Below are 26,773 nucleotides of genomic sequence, written 5' to 3' on the forward strand. Positions count from 1 at the left end.
GGCACCACGGTAGCGGCGCTTTGCTCGTACAGCATAAGGTCTTGCGTATGACGCAAGACGGTGAGCTGGACGCCCTCGTCCGCACCCGCATCCGAGCCCTGCGGCTGGCCCGCGGCTGGTCCCTGGACGAGCTGGCCGGGAGATGTTTTCTGAGCCCTTCGACGCTGAGCCGCATCGAGACCGGGCACCGGCGCATCGCCCTGGACCAGCTCACCCCGATCGCGCGGGCCCTGGGCACCACGCTGGATCAGCTCGTGGAACCGGCCGACGACGGCGATGTGGTGATCCGGCCGTCGCGCGACGACAACCGCGGGATCACCACGTGGCTGTTGTCGCGCGACGGCGGTCCCACCGGGGTGACCGTGGCGAAGATGCGCATCACCCGGCCCGCGCCGTCGCGCCAGGCCATCGCCAAGCGGGTGCATCCGGGCCGGGACTGGTTCATGGTGCTGTCCGGCACCGTCGAGCTGGTGCTGGGTGAGCGCACGATCCTGGTCCGCACCGGTGAGGCCGCCGAGTTCTCGACGATGGTGCCGCACGCGTTCGGGGCCCACGAAGGCCCGGCCGAGGTCATCACGATCCTCGACAAGGAGGGCCAGCGCACCCACCTGACCCGCGGCGAAGGTTCAGCCGAGCCACTCGCGGGCGAGTAGCTCGAACGAGCGCACCCGGTCGGCGTGCTCGTAGGTCATGGTCGTCACCAGCAGTTCGTCGGCCCCCGTCACGCGCTGCAGCGTGCGCAGCCCGGCCACTACTGTCTGCGGCGATCCGACGAACTGCGTGGCGACCCGGTCGGCGACGAGTTCGCGTTCCTCGTCGCTCCACCGGTGCTGCGCCGCCTGCTCCGGCGACGGGTATGGGATCGCCCCCTGTCCGGTGCGGATGCTGTGCACCCACAGGCCGTATCCGGCGGCCAGGGACCGGGCGGTGGCGTCGTCCGGGGCGGCCACCACGTCGGCCGACACCATGACGTACGGCTGGTCCAGGGTTTTCGACGGCTGGAACGCCGCCCGGTAGGCCGCCGCCGCGTCCAGGACCTGCGCCGGGGCGACGTGGTAGTTGGCGGCGAACGGCAGCCCCGGGGCCCCGGCCACCTGGGCGCTCTCCCCGCCGCTGCTGCCCAGCAACCACAGCTGCAGGTCGGCGCCCTCCCCCGGCACCGCGCGGGCTTCGTTGCCCTGCTCGTCGGTGACTGGCCCGGCCAGCAGCGCCTCGATCTCGTCGAGCACCTCGGTGAACGGCGGCGGCGAGGCCCCGGCCTGCTGCAACAGCCGCGCGAACAGCTTCCACCGCGTGGAGGCCAGCAGCGGGGCGAACGAGAAGGACTTGGGGATGAGCAGCCCGCCCACCACACGTTCCTCGTTCCCGGCGGGCTCCGGGGCCGGCGCGGCGACCGCTTCGGAGCGCGGCTGACCCGAGCGGCCCAGCCCGAGGTCGAAGCGCCCCGGGTACAGCGCGTCCAGCAGCCCGAACTGCTCCACGATCGACAGCGGGGTCTGGTGACCGGTCTGCACAGCCCCCGAGCCCAGCCGGATCCGCTCGGTCACCGCGGCGATCTGCCCGAGCAGCAGGGCCGGCTGCGAGCTGGCCACCCCCGCAGTGAAATGGTGCTCGGCCACCCAGTAGCGGGCGTACCCGGAGTTCTCAGCGGCCCGCGCCAGATCCAGCGTGCGGCGCAAGGCGTCCCCGGCGGTGCCACCGGCCACGACCGGGGCCAGATCAAGAATGCTCAGCGGTACGGTCACAGCGTCTCCTTCCGTTGGTGCCCCAGCGGCCGGCTCGGAATGACGCGGCGCAGCACCGGCGCGATGTCGCTCTGGAACAGCTCGAGGGTGGCGCGGTGCTGCTTGCCGGTCAGCCCGTCCGCGTCGGCGTGCAGGTGCATCACCTCGTGGCCGAATTCGCCGTGGTAGCGCAGCACCTTGTCGATGATCTGCTGCGGGCTGCCGACCAGGATGGAGCTGCGCTCGATGGCGTCCTCCAGCGTGGCGAACACCGGCTTCACCCCGACGCGGCGCAACGTGGCGAGGCGCGCGTCGAAGATCGGCCGGTACGTCTCGATGGCCTCCTGCGACGTGGGAGCCACGTAGAAGCCGGCGGATCCGGCACCGACCAGCGCGTCTGCCGGGTCGTGACCGTAGTGCTCCCAGCGTTCGCGGTAGTAGCGGATCAGCTCGGCGTACGGCTCGATCGGGTTGGTGACGTTGGCCGAGAACAGCGGGTCACCGTACTGCGCGGCCAGGTCAACCGACGCCCGGCTGGTCGCGCTGCCGTGCCAGACCCGGATGGGTTGCTGCAACGGGCGAGGCCAGGTCTCGGCCTCGTGCAGCGACGGACGGAACCGGCCCTGCCAGGTGACCTTGGGTTCGCGCCACAGCCGGCGGAACAGCTCGTAGCTCTCCCGGTTGCGATCCCACTGGTCCTCGGCGGTGACGTGGAACAGCTGGGCCTGCGCGGCGCCGTTGCCCTTGCCGATGATCAGCTCGAGGCGCCCGCCGGAGAGGTTGTCGAGCGTGGCGTAGTCCTCGAAGGCGCGCACCGGGTCGAGCAGACTGAGCGTGGTGACCGCGGTGAACAGCCGGATCTGCGAAGTGCGTGCGGCGATGTGGCTGAGCACCACCGGCGGCGAGGAGGAGATGAACGGGCGCTCGTGGCGCTCGCCCACGCCGAAGCCGTCGTAGCCCAGTTCCTCGGCCAGCACCGCGGTGTCCACGACCTCGCGCAGCCGGTCGCGGGGGCTCTGCGCGTCGTTGTGCACGATCAGCGTGATGAGCAGGAACTTCATGCGAGCCCCAGATTCCCGCGCAAGGTCGGGGACGCATATCCGGTACGGAAAACGCCCCGTTCCTGCAGCAGCGGTACCACCGAGTCGACGAAGTCGTCCAGCCCGCCCGGGGTCAGGTGCGGCACCAGGATGAACCCGTCGCACGCCTCGGTCTGGACGTACTCGTTGAGCTGGCCGGCGACCCGGGCCGGCGTGCCGATGAACGACTGGCGCCCGGTGACCTCGATGATCAACTCGCGGATGCTCAGGTTCTTGCTCCCGGCGCGCTCGCGCCACTCGGCCGCCGTGGCCAGCCGGTCGGCGAACTGCCCGGCGCGGCCCTGGATGATGGTGTGCTCGTCCTCGCAGGGGTCGATGACTGGCAGGGGGCCCTCCGCGTCGTACCCGGAAAGATCGCGGTTCCAGACCTGTTCCAGCAGCAGGATGGCGGTCTGCGGGCTGACCTGCTGACGGCGGATGTGGTGGGCCTTCTCCTGCGCGTCGGCCTCGCTGTCGCCGAGCACGAACGACACCCCCGGGATGATCTTCAAGCTGTCCGGGTCCCGGCCGTAGCGGGCGAGGCGGCCCTTGACGTCGCGGTAGAAGGCGCGGCCGTCCTCGATCTCATGGTGGCGCGAGAAGATCGCGTCGGCCTTGGCGGCGGCGAGCTCGCGGCCTGCGCCGGAGTCCCCGGCCTGCAGAATCACCGGGTGGCCCTGTGGGCTGCGTGGCACCCCGAAGCGCCCGGCGATGTCGAACTGGGCGCTGGTGTGCGCGAACCGCCCGGTGCCGGCGAAGACCCCCGCGTCGCGGCTGGGCGTGAGTTCCGACCACGAATCCCACAGCTCGCGGGCGGTGTCGATGAACTCCCCGGCACGCACATAGCGGTCGCCGTGGTCCAGGAAGCCGCCGCGCCGGAAGTTCTCGCCGAAGAACGGCCCGGACGAGGTGACCACGTTCCACGCCGCGCGTCCGCCCGAGAGGTGGTCCAGGGTGGCGAGCTGACGGGCCAGTTCGTACGGCTCGTGGAAGGTCGCGTTGAGCGTGCCGGCCAGCCCGAGATGCGTGGTGACCGCGGCGAGCCCGGCCAGCACGGTCAGCGTGTCGGGGCGCCCGACCACGTCCAGGTCATGGATCAGCCCGCGTTGCTCGCGCAGGCGCAGCCCCTCGGCCAGGAAGAAGAAGTCGAATTTGCCGCGCTCGGCGGTCTGCGCGAGCCGCACGAACGAGGAGAACTCGATCTGGCTGCCGGCCGCCGGATCGCTCCACACGGTCGTGTTGTTCACGCCCGGGAAGTGCGCGGCCAGGATGATCTGTTTGCTCACCGTCGGACTCCCTGCTGCTGGTAGCGGTTGACGGCGACCGGCAGAGCGAGGCGCTCGCGCAGCGTGCCGGTGGGCGGTGCGGTGCGGAAGACGCCGCGGTCCTGCAGAATCGGCACGAGCAGGCGGGTGATCGCCTCGAGGTCGTAGGGCAGCGCGCCGGGCCGCAACCGGAACCCGTCGAGCCCCGCTTCGCGCCAGCTCAGCAGCAGGTCGGCCAGCTGCTCGGGCGAACCGGCGAACGTCAGCGCATCGGATTGCCACGCCTCACCGTGCAGCTCGTCGAGCCGTTCGCGTCGTTCCCGAGCCGCCGCCGCATGATCATCGAGAAACACGACAAGATCGGCAAAGACCTTCAACCCCGGATTCGCCCGTACGATCGCAGCGGCGTCATCGCCATCCGAGGGCGTCACGAACACCACATCGGCCGAGCGGGCGGCGAACTCGTACGCCGGGGCGGCGTGGGCCAGCGCCGTGATCACCGGCTGGCCCTGCGGCGGGCGCGGCACAATCGAGGGCCCCTTGACCGAGAACCACTCGCCCGCGAAGTCGATGTAGTGCAGCTTGTCCCGGTCGATGTAGCGCCCGGTGGCCACGTCGCGGATCACCGCGTCGTCCTCCCAGCTGTCCCAGAGCCGCCGGACCACCTCGACCGCGTCGGCCGCCTCGTCGAACAACGCCGTCGCCGGTGCTCGCCCGAGCAGCCGGTTCTCGCCGGGGCGGGCGGACACGCGCACCTGCCATCCGGCCCGGCCGCCGCTGAGGTAGTCGAGCGTGGCCAGCGCGGTCGAGAGGTGGAACGGCTCGGTGTAGGTGGTCGTGGCCACCGGCACCAGGCCGATGTGGCGGGTCACCGGGGCCACGCGCGAGGCCACCAGCACCGCTTCGAGGCGCCCGTTGAGCTGCCCCGGCTCGTCGGTCGGCGGGCCGAACGTGTCGTCGAAGGTGACGAAGTCGAGCAGCCCGGCCTCGGCCTCACGGACCAGGTTCACCCAGTGGCCGGCCCCGAAGACCGCGGCCGGCGGCACGGGCGACGTGCGCCACGCGGCGGGATGCCACCCCAGTCCCTCAAGCGCAACAGCCAGCGGCAACGGTGCAATGCTCTCGCTCACCCTCTTTTCCTATAGCCGAACTAGAGTTTTGGCAAGGTCCAGTGACCAACCTGTCGTACCCCGCCCCCACCATGACCGGGTGCTCGATCACTACGAGAACCTGCTCGCCGGCGTCCACCGCTGTGCGCCTTGACGACGTCGCCGAGGCTCTGACCAGGTACGGCGGCCACCTCACCGGCCGCCGGGCCGTGTTCACCGAGGAGCTGATCGCCACCGCGCCCCTCCTCAGCAACGCCCGCGCCGCCGGCTCCCGATGACAGCGGCGCGGGCGTCCAGTCACGACACCGCGGGTTCATGTCCGGGGGCTATCGTCGCCGCGTGGATGATCACGGGTTTGTCTGCGGCGGGTGCGGGAGACGCCATGACGGGCTGCCGTTCTCCTACGGCGCGGCCGCCCCGGCGTACTGGCGGGAGGATCTGGCCCGGGATGAGAAGAGCCTGCTCGAGGACGAGATCTGCATCATCGCGGGCGAGCACTACTTCGTCCGGGCCCGGCTGGTCATCGCGGTCACCGATGCCGTGCAGGACTTCGACTGGGGTGTCTGGGTGTCGCTGAGCAGCGCCGCCTTCAGCCGGATGCTCGACCTGTGGAGCACCCCGGGCCGCGAGCGGGAGCCTGCGTACTTCGGCTGGTTCGCCACCGAGCTGCCGGTCTACCGCGAGCCGACGCTCAACCTGCGCACCCAGGTGCACACCGGCTCAGTAGGCGAACGTCCGCATGTCGTGCTGGAACCGACCTATCACCCGCTGGCCGTTGAGCAGAGCGAGGGGATCACCCGGGCGCGCGTACAGGAAATCGCCGAGCAGTTGCTGCACCCGCGGCCGACACGTCAGTAATCGTCCTCGACCAGCACCCGGGTCAGATAGTCGGCCAGGTCAACGGCGACCGGCCGGCGCTCGTCGGTGTCGCGGTTCCAGACCACGATGTGCGCCGGGCTGAGCGCATCATAGGCCACCCGGTCGCTGCCCCCGCCGCTGTCGCCGAACACCAGCAAGCCGTCGGCGACCACCAGGCGCGCCAGCGGCCACACCAGATCCTGGCCGTCCGGGGAGCGCACACCGTCGGTCTCGGCGAGCAACGCCGCCAAGTCCTCGGGCAGCGCCGCACCCAGCCGCTCGCTCGCCGCGGCCACCGCTTCGCTCGGGGCACCATCGGTGAGCTGGGCGGACGGCAGCACGGCGAGGACCACATCACGCCACGAGACGGCCAGCATTCTGCTCATCTTACGAGAGCCCGGCGTTTGGTGCGCGGGACGGAAACCGGCGCGGGGCATTGACCGTCCCCGCCGGGCCGGGCCAGGCTGGTAGCACGGCGATCTCCCTGCAGAACCGGGCGGCCACGTGCGGACCGAGCTTGAGCACTTCGTCCTCCCGAACGTCTCCCGCACCCCGGCCGGCGTCAATCGCTGCCGTCGCCCTCCCCAGCGTCCGGCTGTCCTTTCGCAGCATCCGCCTGTCCCGGGCCGCCCTGCACCGGCGGCGCCCACCCCGGCCGCTTGATCAGGCAGAACGGATGCCCCGCAGGGTCGGCGTACACGTGATCCCCACCCAGCGCGCGACCCCCCAGCGCCAGCACCGCAGTCCCGGCGGCCTCCAGATCGTCCACCATCACATCAAGGTGCATCTGCTGCGGCATCCCCGGCTCCGGCCACGTGGGCGCCGGCAGCCGCGGGGCACGCTGAAACGCCACCCCCGACGTCGTGGCATTGGCGGACACCACAACAAAATCCTCATCCGCGTACGTCACCGGGTCGCCCAGCACCGCACTCCAGAACCGGGCCTCGATCACCGGGTCCGCACAGTCAACAATCAGATGATGAAGCCTGCCGATGGGCACCCCTGCACGCTAGCCCTTCCGGCGCGGCATCGGGTACCGCTCGGAGCCTCGATCAGGGCACAGCCGGCTTGGTGGCGAGGCTGTCGAGCCGAGCCACCCGTCGCACCCCCGCCGTCCGCCGGTAACTGGCGTCGAGCAGCTCGCCGATCTCCGCCCAGTCCGTACCGTCATGAAGGCCCCCGCCCGCTCCCCCGCCTGGAAGCCGCCGGTTCCCGATGCGATCTCATGGCTGCCGGTCTCCTCCGGCGACCATTCCCGCGTCTGGCTCGCTTCTTTCGCGATGCTCGCCGCAGCACCGGCTCTCCAGCCCCGCAATCGCGGCGGCACGAAGGAGCGCGAAGCAAAGGCCCGGTCGACGACATGCAGCGGCCCACTCGTCAGCAGACGCAGCGGCTTGCGGCGGCTCATCACAGCGCGTTTGAGCTGATCCGCGACCTGCGCAGCCGTGGGCCGATCCTCCGGACGCTTGGCGAGGCAGCGGTCCAGGACGGTCGTGACCGCTCGGGGCAGGCCGTCGATGGCAGGCAGCGGGTCAGGCTCGGCGCAAAGGTGCGCGCGTACCACGTCGGTCAGGTTCTGCGCTTGCCACGGCATCCGCCCGGCGAGGGCTCGGTACAGCAGGAGCCCCAGACCGTAGACGTCGCTGGCCGGGTGGACCGGGCCGGCATCGAGGCGTTCCGGCGCGAGATACGCGGGGGTGCCGAGCAGTTCGCCTTCCACCACATCGGCCGTGCCGGTCGAGGCGGAGATGCCGAAGTCGACCAGCTTCGCGCCGTCCTCGCCCACCATGATGTTGCCCGGCTTGACGTCGCGGTGAACGACGCCATGGTCGTGCGCGGCGGCGAGCGCCGCAGCCACCTCGGCGCAGATCACGGTCGCGGTGCGCCACGGCAGCGGTCCGCCGGAGAGCATCGAGGCCAGGGTCCGGCCCTCGACAAGCTCCATGACCACGTACGGAATGGGCAGCTCGCCGGGCATCCCCGGCGCCTCACCGTAGTCGAAGATCTCGACGATGTGCGGGTGCCGCAACCCGGCCGCCACGCGCGCCTCGAGGCGGAACTGTTCCAGCTTGGCAGGGTCAGGAGCCGCAGCCGCGGACAGCACCTTGAGCGCTACGTCGCGCTCGAGAACGGCGTCACGAGCCCGCCACACCACGGCCGTACCGCCCACACCGAGCCGCTCAAGCAGCTGAAACCTCTCCTCCACGCGACCGCAGGTGCCCGACGCCCCGAACCCAAAACCCCGAAGTGACCCGCACAGCAACCCCGAGAGCAAATCGTGACCCCAGGGGTACGGTCCCCGCTCCCTCGATCACCCTGCGTAAACACGAGCCCCGCGCACTTCCTACTGTGCGGGCGACGACACTCCGGAGGTGTAGGCGAGGATGCCCAGCGAACCGGTGTCGAGCCGTCCGTCGGCCTGCAGCAGGAAGCGCCACCGGTCCTGGCTCGTGTGGCCCAGCACGACGACTGCCCACGCGGCGTCGTCGCGGGTCACCAGGGCTCGTACCCTTTCGAGGTCATGCTCCGCAGGCGGCGCGGCCAGCATGACAACGCCGACGCCCGCCGGGTCGGTTCCGGCGGCCGCGAGCGCCTCGTCAACCGTCTCCAGGGACTTGACGTGGGCTCCCGGCGCGACGACGGTGCTCAGGCCGCCGGCGATGACCCGGACCTCCTCCGACCAGGGGCTGGTGGTGAGTTCCAGCGCCCAGGACGCGGCGAGGGACCGGCCTGCCGCCGGGTCGCCTTGGACGGCGATGATGCCCGGGGCCTGCCCGATGTCGACCAGCTCGCGGGTGCCGTACAAGCTGCCCAAGGTGACCAGCCGCGGACAGGGCGCCGCAACGCCGGGGTCCGCGGGCAGCGCCTGCAAGTCGCGCAGCGAGGCAACCCACAGCCGGCCTTCGTCCTGCGCCTCCCACGGCTCCGGCACCTCATTGCCGGGCGTCACCAGGCGTAGTTTGATGCGCGCCTCGTCCACCGAGATGCCATAGATCGGCGGTGCAGCCTCGGCGCTCGAAGTGACGAGCACGCGCAGCGCCCGGTCGATGGTCCAGGAAGCTGCCGTGTCGAACAGATGCGCGGGCGGCCCGGTGCGCTGCCGAGGGATGAGCCCGGTTGCGCTGACCGGAGTGGCTCGCCGACGCCGGGTCAGTACCACCGCCGCAACGATGCCCGCGATGACCACCAGCCCGGCTACGCCCAGAAGAACGGGCACGAGCGGGGATCCGCCGGCATCCTTGGCCGCCTGATCCTCACCGGATGCCGTGCCGGTGGAGGGGCCGGCGCCGGGTACGCCTGCGCTGGCGGCGACCGGGGGGACGGCGGTGGGCAGCGGGCCGGCCTCGACTCCGTCGCCGGAGGCATCGCTGGGTAGTTGCAGAATCCAGCCCGCTTCGATCTCGTCCGGCACGGTCAACGCCGCACCGTCGGGCTGCACCCGCCCCTTGTTCAGCGTGAAGATCTCGGTCAGCCGGTCGCCGTTGCCCAGGAAGCGCTCGGCGATCTCGTACAGGAACTCGGGCTCGCCCTGGTAGTTGTCACGCACCCGGTACCACTTCACCGGGTCGCCGGGGGCTTGACGCACCGGGACGGCACCGGCCGGGGCGCCAGGGAACATCGCTGACGGCGGTGAGGCTGCGGCCGGTGCCGCGAGGCCAGTCACGAGTCCGGCGGCGGCCAGAAGCAACGCCGCGAGGACGGTACGCACGCGCATGCGAGAGACCTTACATTTATTGACCCGCATCACGTGCCGCCGTCTTCCGTTCAGCAGCGGGTCGCCGGCGCTGCCTAGCGTTGCCGCGTCATGGACACCCCTGCCGAGGTGAGCGTGGTCATCCCGACCCGCAACCGTCCCGAGCTGCTGACCCGCGCCGTTCGCAGCGTGCTGGCTCAGAACATGCCGGACTTCGAGGTGGTCGTCGTGATCGACGGTCCCGACGATGTCACGTCGAAGGCACTGGCCGAGATCGGGGATCCGCGGGTACGAACGGTGCCCCTGGACCGCAAGGGCGGCGCCCCGAACGCCCGTAACCAAGGCGTGCGCGCCGCCCGCGCACCGTGGACGGCCCTGTTGGACGATGACGACGAATGGCTGCCTCACAAGCTTGCCGTGCAGCTGTCTCTGGCCCTGCACGCCGGAGCTCCCCGGCCGATCGTGGCGAGCCGGCTGTTCAACCGCACGCCGCGGGCCGAGTTCGTCATGCCTCGCCGGCTGCCCGCCGGCGGTGAGCATCTGAGCGAATACTGCACCGTGCGCAAGGGGCTGTTCCACGGCGAAGGCTTCATCCAGACGTCGACGATCATGGCGCCCACCGACCTGCTGCGTGAAGTGCCGTTCACCGTGGGGTTGCGCCGCCAGCAGGAGCTGGACTGGGCGCTGCGAGCCATCCGCGCCGCCGGAACCGCTCTGCTCATGGCCGACGAGCCGCTCGTCGTGTGGCACCAGGACGAGGACCGGGAGCGGATCAGCCTGCAGATGCCGTACGAGTCGCAGATGGCCTGGCTGCGGCGCAACCGCGAGCTGTTCACCCCGCGCGCCTACGCGGCCTTCACCTTGAGCGTGATGAGTTCGATGGCAGCCCCGACCCGCAAGCTCGCGGTTTTCCGGGAACTGCTCGCCGAGGCGAGGGGCCACGGTCGTCCCAGCGCCGTCGATTACCTCACCCATCTGCAGATCTGGGCCCTGCCCCCACGGGTACGGCATGTGCTGCGCGACAGGATCCTGGGACGCGGATGAACCGGGTCGTTGTGTGGCGCAGCGCCATGCTGCCCGCCTCGGAGACGTTCGTGCGGGCTCAGGCCCGTGCCCTGTCACGCTGGGAGGCTCACTTCGCGGGCGCCTTCCGGGTCCCTTCGGTGCTCGCCGAGGACGACGACGTCATCGTGTTCCCACCCGGTTTTCTGCGGCTGCGCCTGACCGGCAGATCCCCGCGCCTGTACCGCACCATGGCGGACCTGAGGCCGGACCTCGTGCATGCCCACTTCGGTGGCGACGGCTGGCTGGTCAGCGCAACGGCGGCAGCCCTGGGGGTGCCGCTGGTTGTCACGCTGCACGGCCACGATGTGACCCGGCAGCCGTACGCCCGGGGAGCCAAGGGCCTGCGGCACCGCCGCAACCTGCGGACGGTGTTCCGCCGGGCAGCGCTGATCATCGCTGTTTCCGGTCCGGTGCGCGAGCGCGCCATCGCCCTGGGCGCGGAACCGTCAAAGGTGTGCGTGCACCACACCGGCGTTCCCGTTCCCCCGCCTGCCGTGCCCCGGTCCAAGCGCTGGGATGCGGTCTTCGTGGGCCGGCTCGTGGAGAAGAAGGGCCTCGACGACCTCATTGCCGCCCTGGCCGGGCTGAGCGACCTCACCCCCCGCGTGCTCGTCGTCGGTGACGGCCCCTTGCGGGAAAGCTTGACGGAGCAGGCCCGCACTCTGAGCGTCGATGTGACGTTCGCCGGTACGCTCGACCACGCGGCCGCCGGGCGCAGCATGGCCGAGGGCAAAGTTTTCGTGTCGCCGTCGCGCACCGCCGCCAATGGCGATGCCGAAGGGCTGCCCACGACGATCCTCGAAGCGCAGGCGCTGGGTATACCCGTGGTCTCGACACGCCACAGTGGTATCCCGGAGGCGGTGGTGCACGGCGAGACCGGGTTGCTCGGCGCCGAAGGTGACCGCGCCGCTCTGGCTGCCCACCTGCGGGCGCTGCTAACCGAGGACGGCTTGCGCGAGCGCATGGGCAAGCAAGCGCGTGCCCATATTGAGCAGCACTTCGATGTCGCCGCCCAAACCGCGCGGCTCGAGGACCTGTACGACAGGGTCAGCCGTTGCGCCGCAGCACCCGGCGAGTAGCGCGGACCCCGCCCACGAACGCCTGCCCCGCCCGCGCCGGACCCGTCCCGCTGAGCTGCTCCACCATCTCGCGTACCTCGCGCAGATCCCGCTCACGACCGGTGAGTTCCGCCTCGAAGAAGGCAGCCTGAGCGCGTGCGTCGGCTAGCTCGCCGATCAGGCGGTCGCGCTCGGCAACCAGCTCGGCGAAGGGCAGCTCCCGCTGGCCGGGTTCGTCCTGGACCTCGACGTGCACCTCCCCCATCGCCGCAAGAATGCGCGTCAGATCCGTCGTGCCCTTGACACCCGGCCACGGATGCGGGAAGCCGGCCCGCAGCAGCCGGGAGGCCAGGTCCCGCAGGGCGAAGGCGGGATCCACGACGTCCCCGAGGGCCACGGACGTACCGTCGGAGGCTTTGATGATCTGGTTTGCCGGCACCCCGGCAGCCGGACCGCTCTGCCAGTCCGTCACCAGCTCGCGGACGCCCGGCAGATCACGCCGGGCGGCGGCCAGTTCGATGAGGTGCTCAAGCGTCGGACCTGGCACAGCGCCATCGAGTTCGCTCACCACGTGGGGCAGCAAATTCTCGTCCCGGGCCGCCACGATGATCCAGCCGGGGGCCAGGGCGCTGCCGGCACCGTGGCGCACACTGCTGATTGCCAGCCGCGCCGGATCCACCAGAACCTTCCTGGCACCCGAGAACGCGCGTTCGAGGGCCGCTTCGACGGCACCGCCCTGCGCGTCCTCCCTCAGGATGAGTTCCGGTGCGACGGGATCGGGATACGTGCAGTAGATCCTCGTGACATCACCGGCTGCCTGGCGGAGCTGCGTCAAGGTCGCCGGCTGGGAATCTCCGGGCACCGGCACCCAATCGGCATCGCTCAGCCGCCGGGGCGGCGCCACAACGCGGTGCAGTCCGAGCGGGTTCTCGGCACCGAGAACAAGCAGTCCATCAGGCGCGAGAACGCTGTGCACCACGGCGAGCATCTCGTTCCATGTCAGCCCGTCGCTCTCAGTGGTGTCCAGGCGGCCGAGACCGTCGAGCGCGATGACGGTGTCGAAGGTTCCCTGCGCCGCAAGCTGCGCCGGACTTCCGCACAGCACCGTCAATCCGGTGCGACCGGCCAGCGTCCGGGCATCGGCTACGCCCCGCACGAGCACCGTGGTGTCATCCAAGGAGTCGAACAGCGCGGGATCGTGCGGCCCCAGCACCAAGATGCGTCCCCGGGCAGCAGCAAACACGGCAGCAAGCACGGTTCCGCGTACGGGACCGGCCCCGCGCCTGCCGTCGAGGTCGGACCAGACCTGCATCTCGCCACCGATCATCCGGGGCTGCGCTCCTGTGTTCATGCCGTTTCGACCTCCCACCGCAACAGGTGGCGAAGCTCCCCGGCCGTCGCCAGCCGGTCCGCGCCCAGCTCGTGCACCGCGATGGCTCGGGCAACTGCGGTGTCGGCCTGTTCGCCGTGCAGTTCGGCCCACTGGCGCCGGATCCTGGCCTGCCCGCCGTGCGCCGGATCCTCGTTCTCCAGCACCATGGGGTCGCCGTAGACAGCCGGCTCGCATCCGGCGAGGATCCCGTACCAGACGGCGCTGCTGAGCCGGTTGGACGCCACCCTGCGATGACCTCTGAGCTCGGCCAGTTGCCGGTCGAGGAAATCCGGGTCGCCCGGGCCGCGCGCATCGCCCCGGTAGCCGTGGCAGATCACGCGGAACCCGGCGCGTTCGTATCGCCGCCGCACGCCTGGCGTCCAGTACTCCTGCCAGTACAGGCAGATCGTCACCGGGCCGGTTTCGGTGGCCTTGATCTGGTCGATCAGGCGCGCGTGGTCACCACGGACATGCTGGCCTTCCCACCCGTGAAACGGATACCAGATGGTGCCGTTCCGCGTGGGGGCGCCGGCCCGTTCAGGCTTGAGTCGCACCAGGTACGCCCACGGCGCCCCGACGACGTAGGTCTCCCGCCGGCCGAGCGACCACGCCCGTTTGCGGGTGCGCTCGGACCACAGGAACAGGGGGACACCGGATACATACTCATGGTCGCCGGCCATGCCGTCACCGATGTTCCAGCCATGCTGCAGATAGCCGTGGATCCGCGGCGGCGGTTCACTCGCCGATCCGCAGTAGCGCGCCAGGATGGTCGAGTGACCGTAGTAGTCGTTTGCCCGGTGCACCGGGCGATTCTCACCCGTTGATGATCGCCGCGGCCACCCTCGCGCGCATTGTTCCGCGAAGCGTCGCCCGCGCTTCGCCTGCCCGTAGCCCGCTCCCCGGACGCGGACGCGGCAGCGACACCAGGATCAGCAGTGCGAACGTGAGGTACGTCAGCAGCAGGCGGCATGTCACGCCGGGGCGACCAGGCGGAAACCGACGCCGCGCCGGTTCTCGATCCAGCCGGGGTCGCCCAGCTTGCGGCGCAGGCTCGCGACGTGGAAGTCCAGCGTCTTGCCCGGCCCGAAGAAGCTCGGCCCCCACACCTCGTCCAGGATCCGCCGGCGGTCCACCACAGCTCCCGGGTCGTCGGCGAGCAGCAGGAGCAGGTCGTATTCCTTGGGGCTCAGCGCCACCGGGAGCCGGTGCAGGCGCACGTCGCGGGTCCGGGTGTCGATCGTGAGCGGTCCGTAGGTCCGTACCGGATCGGGGGTCTGTTCCGTCGCCGCGGCGTTGGAACGGCGGGCCACTGCGCGCATTCTTGCCACCAGCTCTCGCACGCTGAACGGTTGGGGAAGGTGGTCGTCGGCGCCAAGTTCCAGGCCGGCGATCCGGTCGGCCACATCCCCCGGGCGGTCAACAACACCCTCATGGATCACAGTACGGATCAACAGCCCCGCTCGGTTCAGCGTCACGACGGACCTGCCGGCCCGACGACGGCGGAAGATGCGCGACTTGTTCCGGTCGCGGCGGAGGCGGTGCGGGTGGTGGTTGTCGGGTTCACCGTCGGTGACCTGATCCTGGAGATCACCGAGCCGGCCCTGCCTGTACGCCGAACCGACGCCGGCCGAGGCGCTGCACCGACGTAAAAGTGAGAAACGGCGAGCACGATGCCCGAACCCAGGTGTGTCCGAACCAGAGGCAGGCGAGAGAAGGACGAAACAGCGCCCGGCATTGTGACAAGCAATCGAAGCGCCCCGGAAACAGATCGGGCGTAACGTAGCGTGTCCCTGAGATGACGAAAATCGGCAGGCCGCGAGGCAGGGGCGCGGAGCGGCAGGGCACGGGGATGGGGATGGGGACGGCACACGCTGGGGGCGCAGGTGGATCTGCACACGGTGGCTGAGGTGGTGAGTCCCGCCCGGATTGGACAGTGGCGGCCGGGGGATGCCTGGCTGGGTGGGGGTACGGCGTTGTTCGCGGAGCCTCGGCCAGCGCTGACGCGGTTGCTGGATCTGGTTGCCGCGGGGTGGACGCCCATCACTGTGCGCGACGACGGGGTGGAGATCGCGGCTACCTGCACCATTGCCGAGCTGTTCCGCTTCGCTCAGGCACCTCAAACCCCGGCGGCGTTTCGCAACCTGGCCACCGGCTGCTGCCACGCGTTCCTTGCCAGCTTCAAGATCTGGAACGTCGCCACGGTGGGCGGCAACCTGTGCGCCGCTCTCCCCGCCGGGCCGAGGATCACCTTGCTGGCCGCCCTGGACGGCGAGTGCCTGGTTGCCGGCCCGGACGGCAAGCGCACCGTGCCTGTCGTCAATTTCGTGACGGGCGACGGTTCCACTGTGCTGCGCGACGGGGAGCTGCTGCGCTCCGTCACCGTCCCGGCGACGGCTATGGGCGGGCCGGTTACGTACCGTCAAGGGTCCTTGTTCACGCACGGACGTTCCGCCGCTCTGCTGGCCGGGCGCGTTACGGCTTCCGCGGGGTTTGTGCTGACCGTGACGGCCGCGACCGTGCGCCCCTACCAGCTACGATTCGACGGCCTGCCGGACGAGCGCAGCCTGACTGCTGCGCTGCACGAAGCCATTCCGGACGATGCGTGGACCGATGATGTGCACGGGCTGCCCACGTGGCGACGACACCTCACCCTGCGGTACGCCGAGGAGATCCGGCGGCGGCTCGAGCCGTGAGGATCAACGGGCAGGACGCGGAGCAGCCGCCGCGGCCGGGGCAGTGTTTGCGCACCTTCGTGCGAGAACAGGGGTGGTTCGGCGTCAAGAAGGGCTGCGACACCGGCGATTGCGGCGCTTGCACGGTGCATGTCGACGGCCGGCCGGTGCACAGTTGTCTCTATCCGGCCTTTCGCGCACAGGGCCACGAGGTCACGACCGTCGAGGGCCTTTCCACCGACAATCCGCATCCGGTTCAGCAGCAGTTCCTCGACGCTCAGGGATTCCAATGCGGCTTCTGCACAGCCGGTCTCATCATGACCGCTGTGGCGCTGGATCAGGCGCCGTCGACCGAGATGGATCGGTCGTTGAAAGGCAATTTGTGCCGGTGCACCGGGTACCGGGCTGTGGCCGATGCCCTTGCGGGCGTTCGCAATGTTGCCGAGCCGGGGATCGGCGCGGCGATTGGGTCGGGAACGGGTGCCCCGGCCGGCCCTGAGGTGGTGACGGGGGCGGCGCGGTTCACGTTTGATGTGGACGTACCGGAAATGGTGCATCTCAAGGTCGTCCGATCGCCGCACGCGCATGCTCGCATTGTCGGGATCGATGCTCGGGACGCGCTGGCCGTGCCGGGGGTGCGCCTTGTGCTCACCCATCATGATGCGCCGGAGAAACGGTTTTCCACCGGGCGGCACGAGAATCCGGACGAGGATCCCTATGACACGCGGGTGCTTGACGATGTGGTCCGGCATGTGGGTCAGCGGGTGGCCGCCGTCATAGCGGACAGTGAAAGCGCCGCCGAACAGGGATGCCGTCGGCTGCTTGTCTCGTACGAGATGATGCCCGCCGTTGTTGATCCGGAGAAAGCGCTGCTGCCCGGCGCGCCGCTCGTGCACGGCGGTGACAGCAATGTTGTCGGTCGCCTGGACGACGAGATTGGTGATGTGGAACGCGGTTTCGCCGAGGCCGACGTCGTTTATGAGCAGACGTTCCGTACTCCGCGGGTGCAGCATGCCAGTTTGGAAACCCATGGCGCGATCGGGTGGTACGACGAGAACGGCCGGTTGACTGTTCGATCCAGCACCCAGACGCCTTTCCTCACCCGCCGCGCCTTAGCCGATCTGTACGATCTCCCGCTCGACCAGGTTCGCGTCTTGACCGGCCGCGTCGGTGGCGGGTTCGGCGGCAAACAGGAAATGCTCGTCGAAGACCTGGTGGCTTTGGCGGTTCGCGCGACGGGCCGGCCGGTCAAACATGAGTTCACCCGTGCCGAGCAATTCACCTCGGCAACGACCAGGCACCCTTTCACGGTACGGATAAAAGCCGGCGCCCGCACCGACGGCACCTTGACCGCCCTGGACCTGCGCGTGGTGGTCGACACCGGCGCCTACGGCAACCACGGCCCGTCGGTGATGTATCACGGCTGCCACGAGTCGATCGCGATCTACCGGTGCGCCAACAAGAAGGTCGACGCGTACGCCGTCTACACCAACACCGTGCCCGCCGGCGCCTTCCGCGGCTACGGGCTGGGTCAGGTCACCTTCGCCGTCGAGTCGGCGCTGGACGAGCTGGCCCGCAGGCTGAACCTGGATCCGGTGCTGCTGCGCGAACGCAATGTGATCCTGGCGGGCGAGGCGATGACCGCGCCCGGCAGCCACGCCGACGACCTGACCATCGCCAGCTACGGCCTCGACCAGTGCCTCGACGCCATCCGGGCCGCCCGCGCCGAGCCGGAGCCCGCGAGCGCTGAGACGGGCTGGCTGGTCGGCGAGGGCATGGCCATCGCGATGATCGCCGCGGGTCCGCCCGGCGGGCACTACGCCGACGCCTCGGTGTCGTTGCGGGCCGACCGCCGGTACGAGGTCGCTGTGGGCACCGCCGAGTTCGGCAACGGCAGCACGACCGTGCACGCGCAGATCGCCGCGGATGTGCTGGGCACCACCGCCGACCGCATTGTCATCCGCCAGTCCGACACCGATGTGGTCGGTCACGACACCGGCGCGTTCGGCTCCACCGGCGTGGTCGTGGCCGGGCAGGCCGTGCTCGCCGCCGCTGCGGCCTTGCGGGCCTCGATCCTCGACGTGACCGGCGCGGTCAGCCTGACCCCCGACGCGGCCGAACTCGCCGATGGCACGCTGATCCCCCTGCCCGAGCTCGCCGCGCGGATCCCGCCGGGCCGGGGCCACTGGGCCGGTACGCCGCGGTCGGTGGCCTTCAACGCGCAGTGGTTCCGCGTCGCCGTCGACCCGGGCACCGGGGAGCTGCGGATCCTGCGCAGCGTGCACAGCGCCGACGCGGGCCGGGTGCTGAACCCGTTGCAATGCCGCGGACAGGTGGAGGGCGGGGTGGCGCAGGCGCTCGGCTCGGCGCTGAGCGAACGCATGGTGCTCGACGCGGTGACCGGGGAGGTGCTGACGACTGGCTTCCGGCAGTACCACATCCCCGCGTACGCCGACGTGCCGCGCACCGAGGTCGTCTTCGCCGCCACCACCGATGCGATCGGGCCGCTGGGCGCCAAGTCGATGAGCGAGAGCCCGTACAACCCGGTCGCCCCGGCGCTGGCCAACGCGCTGCGCGATGCCACCGGGGTGCGCTTCACCGAGCTGCCGTTCACCCGGGACCGGATCTGGCTCGGCTTGAGATCAACCACAGGTCATTCATAGACATCGATGCTTAGCTGCCTTCTTCGTCAACCGGAAGGAGCAAGCGATGCCACACCAGCACGACAGAGGGCTCGCGTTCGACCTGGCCACGATGTCCCGCCGGCGGATGCTGGCCGCGCTCGGCGGGGCCGGGCTGGCCGTCGCCGGCGGCGGCCTGTTACGCACCACCTCAGCCGAAGCGGCGGCCGCATGCCTGCAGGAGGTGGAGTCCGAGACTGCCGGCCCGTACCCCGCGGACGGTTCCAACGGCCCCGATGTGCGCACCGAGAGCGGAATAGTGCGCAGCGACCTCCGGCCCTCGTTCGGCGCCTCGAACACGGTTGCTGCGGGCGTACCGTTGCAATTCTCTTTGATTGTGCAGGATCCTGCTTGTGCGCCACTGGCGGGAGCCGCCGTTTATGCGTGGCACTGCGATCGGGAGGGCCGCTATTCGCTGTATTCCCCGGGCGTGACGAACGAGAACTATCTTCGCGGCATCCAGGTCGGCGACGACACCGGCACCGTCACGTTTACCAGCATCTATCCGGCCTGCTACACCGGGCGCTGGCCGCACATCCATTTCGAGGTGTATTCCTCCCTCGCCGATGTCACCAGCGGCGCCGGGCCCATTCGCAAGACCTCGCAGATCGCTTTGCCCGAGGATGTTTCCGACACCGTTTACGCCGAAGCCGACGGGTACGAGCAGAGCGAAACGAACATGTCGAGCGTTTCGCTCGCCACCGACATGGTGTTCCGCGACGACCTGGCCGCCCGCGAGATGGCGGTTGTCACCGGCGACGTGAGCAGCGGATATGTCGCCACCTTGACGATCACCGTGGACCCCGCAGGCGAGGAGACCGGCCGGCCACCAAGATTCTGAGCCAACGCGAGTTCCTGACCCGGCGCCTGGCTGAGATTGATCAGCCAGGCGCCGGTGACGGGTCTCAGATCTCGTAGGCCAGGTTGGGCCGCAGCCAGCGCTCGATCTCCTCGACGCTCAGGCCGCGGCGCTGCGCGTAGTCCTCGACCTGGTCCTTGCCGATCCGGCCGACCGTGAAGTAGCGGGACGACGGGTGGGCGAAGATCAGCCCGCTGACCGCCGCGGCCGGGGTCATCGCGTACGACTCGGTGAGCCCGATGCCCAGCTTGTCCGATTCCAGCAGCTCGAACAGGTCCTTCTTCTCGCTGTGGTCGGGGCTGGCCGGGTAGCCCAGCGCCGGGCGGATGCCGCGGAACCGCTCGGCGTGCAGCTCCGCCAGCTCGGGCTGGGCGTCCGGCTCGAACCATTCGCGGCGCGCCTGCAGGTGCAGGTATTCCGCGAACGCCTCGGCGAGCCGGTCGGCCAGCGCCTTGACCATGATCGCCCGGTAGTCGTCCTGGTCGTCCTCGTAGTGCGCGGCCAGCTCGCCGGCGCCGTGGATGGCCACCGCGAACCCGCCCAGGTGGTCGCCCTCGGGCGCGATGTAGTCGGCGAGGCTGCGGTTGGCCCGGCCCTCCGGTTTGGCGGTCTGCTGTCGCAGCATCGGGAAGCGCACGCCGTTGTCCAGCACGATGTCGTCGCCGTCGCTGTGGGCCGGCCAGAACGCGTACGCGCCCTTCGCCGTGAACGAGCCCTCCGCGATGATCTTGTCTAGCAGCGTGTTGGCGTCGTCCCACAGTTCCTTGGCGACCGGGTTGTCGAGGATCGCCGGGAACTTGCCCTTGAGCTCCCAGGCCAGGAACAGGAACTGCCAGTCGACCATCTCGCGCAGCTCGGCGATCGACGGCTCGACCGTGCGCAGCCCGGTGAAGCTGGGCGTGGGCAGCCCGGCGAAATCGACGACCTCGCGGTTGGCGCGAGCCTCCTCGATGCCCAGCAGCGGCTGGGAGTGCCGGTTGGCGTGCTGCTCCCGCAGGCGTTCCTGCTCGGCGCGGTTGTTCTCGTCGAGCGTCTTGGCGCGTCCCGGGTCGAGCAGATCGGAGACCACCCCGACCACGCGGGAGGCATCCAGGACATGAACAGTGCTGCCCTGGTACGCCGGAGCGATCCGGACCGCGGTGTGCTGACGCGAGGTGGTCGCACCGCCGATGAGCAGCGGCAGCGTGATCCCCCGGCGCTGCATCTCGGCACCGACCGCGACCATCTCGTCCAGCGACGGGGTGATCAGCCCGGACAGCCCGATCGCGTCGGCCCCCTCGGCGATCGCGGTGTCCAGGATCTTGGCCGCGGGCACCATCACGCCCAGATCCACGACCTCGTAGTTGTTGCAGCCCAGGACCACGCCGACGATGTTCTTGCCGATGTCGTGCACGTCGCCCTTGACCGTGGCCAGCACGACCTTGCCCTGCCCGCGGGTGCCGGCCTTGTCCTTCTCCATGAACGGCTCGAGGTAGGCCACCGAGCGCTTCATGACCCGGGCGCTCTTGACCACCTGCGGCAGGAACATCTTGCCCGCGCCGAACAGGTCGCCGACGACCTTCATGCCGTCCATCAGCGGGCCCTCGATGACGTCCAAAGGCCGGTCGAGCAGCCGCCGGGCCTCCTCGGTGTCCTCCTCGACGAAGTCGACAACGCCGTGCAGCAGCGCGTACTTGAGCCGCTCGGCGACCGTCTCGTTGCGCCAGGACAGGTCGACGGTGCGCTTGGTGCCCGAGCCGGTGACCGTGGAGGCGAAGCTGACCAGCCGGTCGGTGGCGTCCTCGCGGCGGTCGAACAGCACGTCCTCGACCAGCTCCAGCAGGTCGGCCGGGATGTCCTGGTAGACCGCGAGCTGACCGGCGTTGACGATGCCCATGTCCAGTCCGGCGCGCACCGCGTGGAACAGGAACGCCGAGTGCATGGCCTCACGGACCACGTCGTTGCCGCGGAAGGAGAACGACAGGTTGGAGATGCCGCCGCTGGTTCGTACGCCCGGGCAGCGCTGCTTGATCCGCGGCAGGGCCTCGATGAACGCCTTGGCGTAGCCGTTGTGCTCGGCGATGCCGGTGGCCACGGCGAGCACGTTCGGGTCGAAGATGATGTCCTCGGGGGCGAACCCGGCCTCGCCGACCAGCAGGTCGTACGCCCGGCCGCAGATCTCAACCTTGCGGTCGGCGGTGTCGGCCTGGCCCTGCTCGTCGAAGGCCATGACGACCACGCCGGCGCCGTAGCCGCGCACCTTGCGGGCCTGCTCCAGGAACTGCTCGGGGCCCTCCTTGAGGCTGATCGAGTTGACCACGCCCTTGCCCTGCACACACTTGAGCCCGGCCTCGAGCACGCTCCACTTCGAGCTGTCGATCATGAACGGGATCCGCGCGACCTCGGGCTCGGTGGCGATGAGGTTGAGGAACGTGGTCATCGCCTGCTCGCTGTCGAGCAGGTCGGCGTCCATGTTGACGTCGAGCAGGTTGGCCCCGCCGCGCACCTGCTCGAGGGCGACGTCCACGGCTGCCTGGTAGTTGTCGGCCTCGATGAGCCGGCGGAACTTGGCCGAGCCGGTCACGTTGGTGCGCTCGCCGATCATCACGAACCCGGTGTCCGGGCCGATCTCGAAGGGCTCGAGCCCGCTGAACCGGGTGGCGGGCGCGGCCGCGGGGACCGGGCGCGGGGACAGCCCCCGAACCGTCTCGGCGATCGTGTTGATGTGCGCGGGCGACGTGCCGCAGCAGCCGCCGACGATGTTGACCATGCCCTCGCGGGCGAACCCGCCGACCAGCCCGGCGGTCTCGGCCGGCGTCTCGTCGTAGCCACCGAACGCGTTGGGCAGCCCGGCGTTGGGATGACAGGCGACGTAGGTGCCGGCCAGACGGGCCAGGTCGGCCACGTGCGGGCGCATCTCGGCCGCGCCCAGCGAGCAGTTGACCCCGACGACCAGGGGCTCGGCACGCTCGACGGACCGCCAGAACGCCTCGACGGTCTGCCCGCTCAGCGTGCGCCCCGACAGGTCAACGATGGTGACCGAGATCCACAGCGGGAGCTGCGGGGCTACCTCGCGGGCCGCGGCGATCGCTGCCTTGACGTTGAGCGTGTCGAAGATCGTCTCGATCAGCAGCAGGTCGACGCCGCCCTCGGCCAGCGCCGCGATCTGCTCCGCATACGCCGCCTTGACCTGGTCGAAGGTGACCGCGCGGTAGGCCGGGTCGTCGACCTTGGGCGACAGCGACAAGGTGACGTTGAGCGGGCCGACCGACCCGGCGACGAACTTGCCCCCAGCCTCGTCGGCGGCCTGGCGGGCCAGCCGGGCGCCCTGGATGTTCATCTCGCGCACCAGCGACTCCAGGCCGTAGTCGGCCTGCCCGATGCTGGTGGCGGTGAAGGTGTTGGTGGTGGTGATGTCCGCGCCGGCCGCGAGGTATTGCCGGTGCACGTCGAGGATGACGTCCGGGCGGGTCAGGTTGAGCAGGTCGGGGTCGCCGGTGACGTCCTTGGCGTGCTCGTCGCCGATCAGGTCACCGCGGTAGTCGGCCGGGGTCAGCTTCGCACCCTGCAGCATGGTGCCCCAGGCGCCGTCGAGCACGAGCACCCGCTGCGCCATCAACTCCCGCAGCGTCGCAACCGTGCCGGTCTGCTGCGTTGTCGTAGACATACTGCCTCCTCCGCGAATCAACTCGGAGGACGCCCTTGGGTCGGATGGTGCCAGGCCGAGCGTGGCGGGTTTCCCCGTCGCAGCGCCCCTCGACCTGGCGTAGAAGAGTACCCGAACCCGGTCGTAGCGGGCTCGAGGCGGCCACCGGTTGAGACGCCTCGATGACAGGACTAATTCAGGGCGTCGAGGATGCGCTCATGGTGGGCATCGAGCTCTGCGGCGCTCGCGTCCGGGTTGGCGTTGGCGAAATCGAAGTCGGCCATGTCCGCGGCCGGGAACACGTGCACGTGGGCATGCGGCACCTCGAAGCCGGCCACGATCAGCCCCACCCGCGGCGCATCGAACGCCCGTTTGAGGGCCCGGCCGATGGTGTGGCTGACGCTGAGCACATGCGCGGCGAGCTCCGGCTCAAGGTCGGTCCACTCGTCGACCTCAGCGCGCGGCACGACCAGCGTGTGCCCCGGCGTGAGCGGGGCGATGGTCAGAAACGCGGCGACGCGCTCGTCGGAGAACACGATCCGCCCGGGTAGCTCTCCGGTGATGATCTTCGTGAAGATGGTCGGCACCCCGCTATGACATCACACCGACGGTCCGCTGCTCCCCCACGGCTCAGGACCTCAGCGAGCCATGGCCCTGGTAACCCCACCGACCTCCGTAGAAAACGGGTGGTCCAGCCGGAACCTGATGCGTCAGGCTGAGTCGTGATCACCATTCAGCGCATACGGGTACGGTGGAGCGCATCAGCCCGGGGCGCCCCCCATGCGAACGCCCGTCGAGGCCTGAGCCAACCGGTGATCCTCCCGTCATCGCTGCCGAGCGATGCCGTGGCCATTCACGACGTGCTCGCCGACGAGGCGACCGGGTACCTGCGCCAGGAGAGCGTGGCCAGTGGTGATCTGGATTGTGCCCACGACCTTGACCTGGGGTTGACCTGGAAGGGCGATGCGCTGGTCGCTGACCGGTTACCGGGCAGGGCTGCGTATCCGCGCCAGAGCGGACCTGCTCGCCTCTGCACGTTGCGGCCCGGCGAGATCGCGACGCACCGGGCGAACTCCCGGTTCACCGTCACCACGTGCGCCTGCAACCCGAGCTGGTACTACGAGGACTGGCTGATCTTCATCGGCCACGGCAAGAGCGCGCCGGACGCGTTCACCGCACGCGAACCGGACCACGCCGTTGACCACAGGGTGCACCTGTACGGCGGGGCGAGGCGGAGGATCGTGACGTGATCTCGTCGCCTCGATGGCTCAGCCGCTACCGGCAGGGCCAGCGGGAGGTGGTCTGGCCCGAACTGCGCCAGCTCGGCAGCGCCGTCCGCGACTCGGAATGGGCTCCGGAAGCGCAACTGGTCTGCGATGAGATGGCCCGGCGTGCTCACCTTCCGCCGGCTGCGGCCGCTGACGCGCACGCCGCATGGCTGCAGCAGCGGTTCGGGATGGTGTCCATGACCCTGGTGTCCTGGGTGCGCATCGTCGGCGACGTGTGGCTCGTGGGCACGCATCCCGAATGGGAACGATCGGCCGCCGCCGACCCGCTTTGCGGGTCGGAGCGCACTGGCCCCGGGGCACGGTGGTGGCGGGCCCGGTACGGGCTGGGCGTGGCTTACCGCTGACGAAGGAAGGCGACAAGGTGGAGCACCCGCCAGGCACCCCACCCCGTCGATTCCTCAGATCGTGCGGGCCAGCCGGTCGGCCAGCAGCTTTGCGAACCGAGCCGGATCGGCCAGATCCCCGCCCTCAGCGAGCAGTGCCGTGCCGTACAACAGCTCGGCGGTTTCCGGCAGGGCCGGGTCGTCGGCGCGGCCGGTATGGGCTTCGCGCAGGGCGGTGACCAGGGGGTGGTCCGGGTTGAGTTCGAGGATGCGCTTGACCGGGGGTACGTCCTGGCCCATCGCCTTGTACATCTTCTCCAGTGTGGGGGTGATGTCGTTGGCGTCGCTGACCAGGCAGGCCGGCGAGGTGGTCAGGCGGGTGGACAGGCGGACCTCCTTGACCTCCTCGAGGGTTTCGCCGAGCCAGGTGAGCAGCGGGGCGAACTCGCCCGTCTTCTCCTGCGACGGCTTCTCGTCCTCGTCGAGTTCCACGGTGCCGCGGGCGATGGACTGCAGCTTCTTGCCCTCGTATTCGGGCACGGCTTCGACCCAGATCTCGTCGACCGGGTCGGTGAGCAGCAGGACCTCGTACCCCTTGGCCTTGAACGCCTCCATGTGCGGGGAGTTCTCCACCTGCGCCCGGCTCTCCCCGGTCATGAAGTAGATCTCGTCCTGGCCCTCCTTCATCCGGCTCACGTAGCCGGACAGGGTGGTGGGCTTGTCGTCGGCGGTGGTGGCGAACGACGACACATCCAGGATGGCCTTCTGGTCCTCGGCCTCGCCGAGCAGGCCCTCCTTGACCGCGCGGCCGAACTCGCGCCAGAAGGTGGCGTACTTCTCCGGTTCCTTGCCCATCAGGTCCTTGATGGTGGACAGGACCTTCTTGGCCAGCCGGCGCCGGATCATCTGGATGTGCCGGTCCTGCTGCAGGATCTCACGGGAGATGTTGAGCGACAGGTCGGCCGCGTCCACCACGCCCTTGACGAAGCGCAGGTAGTCCGGGATCAGCTCGCGGCTGTCCTCCATGATGAACACGCGCTTGACGTACAGCTGGATGCCGCGGCGGCCGTCGCGCTGGAACAGGTCGTGCGGGGCGCGGGCCGGGATGAACAGCAGCGCCTCGTATTCGAAAGTGCCCTCGGCGCGCATCTGGATGATCTCGAGCGGATCGGTCCAGTCGTGGCTGATGTGACGGTAGAACTCGTGGTATTCCTCGTCGCTGACCTGCGAGCGCGGGCGCGCCCACAGGGCCTTCATCGAGTTCAGCGTCTCCGGGTCACCCTCGGGCTTGACCAGGCGGATCGGGAACGAGATGAAGTCGGAATACCGCTTGATGATCTCCTTGATCTTCCACTCATCGGTGTAGTCGTAGAGCGCGTCCTCCTCGTCCTTGGGGCGCAGGTGCACGGTCACCGAGGTGCCGGGCGCGGCGTCCGGGTCCTCCTCGATGGTGTACGTGCCCTCGCCCGCGGACTCCCAGCGCGTCCCGATCTCCTCGCCGGCCCGGCGGGTCAGCAGCGTGACCCGGTCGGCAACCATGAACGTGGAGTAGAAGCCCACGCCGAACTGCCCGATCAGCTCGGCGGACTCCTTGTCCTTGCTCTCCTTGAGCTTGTTGAGCAGTTCGGCGGTGCCCGACTTGGCGATCGTGCCGATCAGCGCCACCACCTCGTCGCGGGCCATGCCGATGCCGTTGTCGCGCACGGTCAGCGTGCGCGCCTCGGCATCCACCTCGATCTCGATGTGCAGGTCCTCGGCGGTCAGCGCGTCGTCCGTGAGGGCAGCCAGACGCAGCTTGTCCAGGGCATCGGAGGCGTTGGAGACGAGCTCCCGCAGGAAAATGTCCTTGTTGGAGTAGATCGAGTGGACCATCAGCTGCAGCAACTGGCGGGCTTCGGCCTGGAACTCGAGCGTCTCGGTACTCATGGTGTCCCTCCGTGCGTACGAAATGTTCCCGCAGGAGATCGTATGACCCGCTAGCCGATCACCGTCGGCAGGTCCGAGGGCAGCGGCGGCCAGGGGGCGGGGTCGCTCGCCGCGGGAGGCGCCGGGTCCTGGGTGGGCGGTTCCTCGGCGGGCTGGGTGACCGGGGCCTGGGTG

25 protein-coding genes and 1 riboswitch are annotated in these 26,773 nt (G+C 69.7%); of the genes, 11 read left to right on the forward strand and 14 right to left on the reverse strand.

The window, feature by feature from the left end; genetic code table 11:
• Positions 1-47: 47 nt before the first annotated feature.
• Complete coding sequence (locus TFC3_RS14530; RefSeq protein ID WP_067500002.1) at positions 48-653, forward strand: helix-turn-helix domain-containing protein; 606 nt, start codon at positions 48-50, stop codon at positions 651-653.
• On the opposite strand, the gene TFC3_RS14535 is transcribed toward TFC3_RS14530, so the two are convergent.
• The 4 genes from TFC3_RS14535 to TFC3_RS14550 are packed head-to-tail and all read right to left on the reverse strand — an operon-like array spanning position 627 to position 5,198.
• Positions 627-1,745 carry an MsnO8 family LLM class oxidoreductase gene (locus tag TFC3_RS14535; protein WP_067500004.1) on the reverse strand — a complete coding sequence of 373 codons (1,119 nt, stop codon included), beginning with the start codon at positions 1,743-1,745 and terminating at the stop codon, positions 627-629. The genes TFC3_RS14530 and TFC3_RS14535 overlap by 27 nt on opposite strands.
• A complete protein-coding gene (locus TFC3_RS14540) occupies positions 1,742-2,785 on the reverse strand; it encodes an LLM class flavin-dependent oxidoreductase (RefSeq protein ID WP_067500006.1) in 1,044 nt (347 codons plus the stop codon). Before TFC3_RS14540 ends, TFC3_RS14535 begins: the two co-directional genes overlap by 4 nt.
• A complete protein-coding gene (locus TFC3_RS14545; protein ID WP_067500007.1) occupies positions 2,782-4,089 on the reverse strand; it encodes an NtaA/DmoA family FMN-dependent monooxygenase in 1,308 nt (435 codons plus the stop codon). The genes TFC3_RS14540 and TFC3_RS14545 overlap by 4 nt, the downstream gene beginning before the upstream one ends.
• A complete protein-coding gene (locus TFC3_RS14550; protein WP_067500008.1) occupies positions 4,086-5,198 on the reverse strand; it encodes an LLM class flavin-dependent oxidoreductase in 1,113 nt (370 codons plus the stop codon). Before TFC3_RS14550 ends, TFC3_RS14545 begins: the two co-directional genes overlap by 4 nt.
• 41 nt (positions 5,199-5,239) lie before the next feature.
• Here TFC3_RS14550 and TFC3_RS14555 point away from each other — a divergent pair, with 41 nt between their 5' ends.
• Complete coding sequence (locus TFC3_RS14555; RefSeq protein WP_067500009.1) at positions 5,240-5,455, forward strand: hypothetical protein; 216 nt, start codon at positions 5,240-5,242, stop codon at positions 5,453-5,455.
• 61 nt (positions 5,456-5,516) lie between these two features.
• The gene (locus TFC3_RS14560) at positions 5,517-6,035 is read left to right on the forward strand and encodes a DUF2199 domain-containing protein (RefSeq protein WP_067500010.1); all 519 of its coding nucleotides are present in this window, start codon (positions 5,517-5,519) and stop codon (positions 6,033-6,035) included.
• On the opposite strand, the gene TFC3_RS14565 is transcribed toward TFC3_RS14560, so the two are convergent.
• The 4 genes from TFC3_RS14565 to TFC3_RS14580 form a co-directional block, all read right to left on the reverse strand.
• Complete coding sequence (locus TFC3_RS14565) at positions 6,029-6,412, reverse strand: SMI1/KNR4 family protein (RefSeq protein ID WP_082772052.1); 384 nt, start codon at positions 6,410-6,412, stop codon at positions 6,029-6,031. The two genes, TFC3_RS14560 and TFC3_RS14565, sit on opposite strands and share 7 nt — an antisense overlap.
• 185 nt (positions 6,413-6,597) lie before the next feature.
• Positions 6,598-7,035 (reverse strand): VOC family protein, encoded by a 438-nt coding sequence (locus TFC3_RS14570; RefSeq protein ID WP_236718126.1) that lies wholly within the window; start codon positions 7,033-7,035, stop codon positions 6,598-6,600.
• A gap of 9 nt (positions 7,036-7,044) precedes the next feature.
• Complete coding sequence (locus TFC3_RS14575) at positions 7,045-8,241, reverse strand: serine/threonine-protein kinase (RefSeq protein WP_161952593.1); 1,197 nt, start codon at positions 8,239-8,241, stop codon at positions 7,045-7,047.
• Positions 8,242-8,379: 138 nt separating this feature from the next.
• Positions 8,380-9,750 carry a hypothetical protein gene (locus TFC3_RS14580; protein WP_082772054.1) on the reverse strand — a complete coding sequence of 457 codons (1,371 nt, stop codon included), beginning with the start codon at positions 9,748-9,750 and terminating at the stop codon, positions 8,380-8,382.
• A 90-nt stretch (positions 9,751-9,840) separates the two neighbouring features.
• Between TFC3_RS14580 and TFC3_RS14585 the strand changes: the two genes are divergently transcribed.
• Both TFC3_RS14585 and TFC3_RS14590 read left to right on the forward strand, forming a co-directional pair.
• Positions 9,841-10,773, forward strand: a complete 933-nt coding sequence (locus TFC3_RS14585) for a glycosyltransferase (protein ID WP_067500016.1) — start codon at positions 9,841-9,843, stop codon at positions 10,771-10,773.
• Entirely contained in the window at positions 10,770-11,873 is a 1,104-nt protein-coding gene (locus tag TFC3_RS14590; RefSeq protein ID WP_067500018.1) for a glycosyltransferase, read from the forward strand. The genes TFC3_RS14585 and TFC3_RS14590 overlap by 4 nt, the downstream gene beginning before the upstream one ends.
• Here TFC3_RS14590 and TFC3_RS14595 read toward each other — a convergent pair.
• The 3 genes from TFC3_RS14595 to TFC3_RS14605 all read right to left on the reverse strand — a co-directional run bounded on the left by TFC3_RS14595 (position 11,842) and on the right by TFC3_RS14605 (position 14,534).
• The gene (locus tag TFC3_RS14595; protein WP_153040232.1) at positions 11,842-13,203 is read right to left on the reverse strand and encodes a hypothetical protein; all 1,362 of its coding nucleotides are present in this window, start codon (positions 13,201-13,203) and stop codon (positions 11,842-11,844) included. The genes TFC3_RS14590 and TFC3_RS14595 overlap by 32 nt on opposite strands.
• Entirely contained in the window at positions 13,200-14,027 is an 828-nt protein-coding gene (locus tag TFC3_RS14600) for a hypothetical protein (protein WP_067500024.1), read from the reverse strand. Before TFC3_RS14600 ends, TFC3_RS14595 begins: the two co-directional genes overlap by 4 nt.
• A gap of 168 nt (positions 14,028-14,195) precedes the next feature.
• On the reverse strand, positions 14,196-14,534 hold the full coding sequence (locus tag TFC3_RS14605; protein WP_201787160.1) for a winged helix-turn-helix domain-containing protein: 339 nt from the start codon (positions 14,532-14,534) through the stop codon (positions 14,196-14,198).
• A gap of 48 nt (positions 14,535-14,582) precedes the next feature.
• On the opposite strand from TFC3_RS14605, the gene TFC3_RS14610 reads away from it, so the two are divergent.
• The 4 genes from TFC3_RS14610 (at position 14,583) to TFC3_RS14625 (ending at position 19,418) form a co-directional block, all read left to right on the forward strand.
• Positions 14,583-14,873, forward strand: coding sequence for a hypothetical protein (locus TFC3_RS14610; protein ID WP_153040233.1), 291 nt, complete (start codon positions 14,583-14,585; stop codon positions 14,871-14,873).
• A gap of 234 nt (positions 14,874-15,107) precedes the next feature.
• On the forward strand, positions 15,108-15,917 hold the full coding sequence (locus TFC3_RS14615) for a xanthine dehydrogenase family protein subunit M (RefSeq protein ID WP_067500028.1): 810 nt from the start codon (positions 15,108-15,110) through the stop codon (positions 15,915-15,917).
• A complete protein-coding gene (locus TFC3_RS14620) occupies positions 15,914-18,559 on the forward strand; it encodes a molybdopterin-dependent oxidoreductase (RefSeq protein ID WP_067500029.1) in 2,646 nt (881 codons plus the stop codon). The genes TFC3_RS14615 and TFC3_RS14620 overlap by 4 nt, the downstream gene beginning before the upstream one ends.
• Before the next feature lie 46 nt (positions 18,560-18,605).
• Positions 18,606-19,418, forward strand: a complete 813-nt coding sequence (locus tag TFC3_RS14625) for an intradiol ring-cleavage dioxygenase (protein WP_067500031.1) — start codon at positions 18,606-18,608, stop codon at positions 19,416-19,418.
• 64 nt (positions 19,419-19,482) lie between these two features.
• On the opposite strand, the gene metH is transcribed toward TFC3_RS14625, so the two are convergent.
• Complete coding sequence (gene metH, locus TFC3_RS14630) at positions 19,483-23,082, reverse strand: methionine synthase (protein ID WP_082772055.1); 3,600 nt, start codon at positions 23,080-23,082, stop codon at positions 19,483-19,485.
• Between the two features lie 20 nt (positions 23,083-23,102).
• A riboswitch (S-adenosyl-L-homocysteine riboswitch) is annotated at positions 23,103-23,179 on the reverse strand.
• Between the two features lie 73 nt (positions 23,180-23,252).
• Positions 23,253-23,648 (reverse strand): HIT family protein, encoded by a 396-nt coding sequence (locus TFC3_RS14635; RefSeq protein ID WP_067500033.1) that lies wholly within the window; start codon positions 23,646-23,648, stop codon positions 23,253-23,255.
• A gap of 258 nt (positions 23,649-23,906) precedes the next feature.
• Here TFC3_RS14635 and TFC3_RS14640 point away from each other — a divergent pair, with 258 nt between their 5' ends.
• On the forward strand, positions 23,907-24,311 hold the full coding sequence (locus tag TFC3_RS14640) for a hypothetical protein (protein WP_236718127.1): 405 nt from the start codon (positions 23,907-23,909) through the stop codon (positions 24,309-24,311).
• Positions 24,308-24,694, forward strand: coding sequence for a hypothetical protein (locus tag TFC3_RS14645; protein ID WP_067500034.1), 387 nt, complete (start codon positions 24,308-24,310; stop codon positions 24,692-24,694). The genes TFC3_RS14640 and TFC3_RS14645 overlap by 4 nt, the downstream gene beginning before the upstream one ends.
• A 54-nt stretch (positions 24,695-24,748) precedes the next feature.
• Here the strand turns inward: TFC3_RS14645 and htpG are convergent, their stop codons facing one another.
• Entirely contained in the window at positions 24,749-26,599 is a 1,851-nt protein-coding gene (gene htpG, locus TFC3_RS14650; RefSeq protein ID WP_067500037.1) for a molecular chaperone HtpG, read from the reverse strand.
• Positions 26,600-26,773: the final 174 nt, after the last annotated feature.

Source organism: Actinoplanes sp. TFC3 (genome assembly GCF_001553785.1).
Taxonomy (GTDB): Bacteria; Actinomycetota; Actinomycetes; order Mycobacteriales; family Micromonosporaceae; genus Actinoplanes.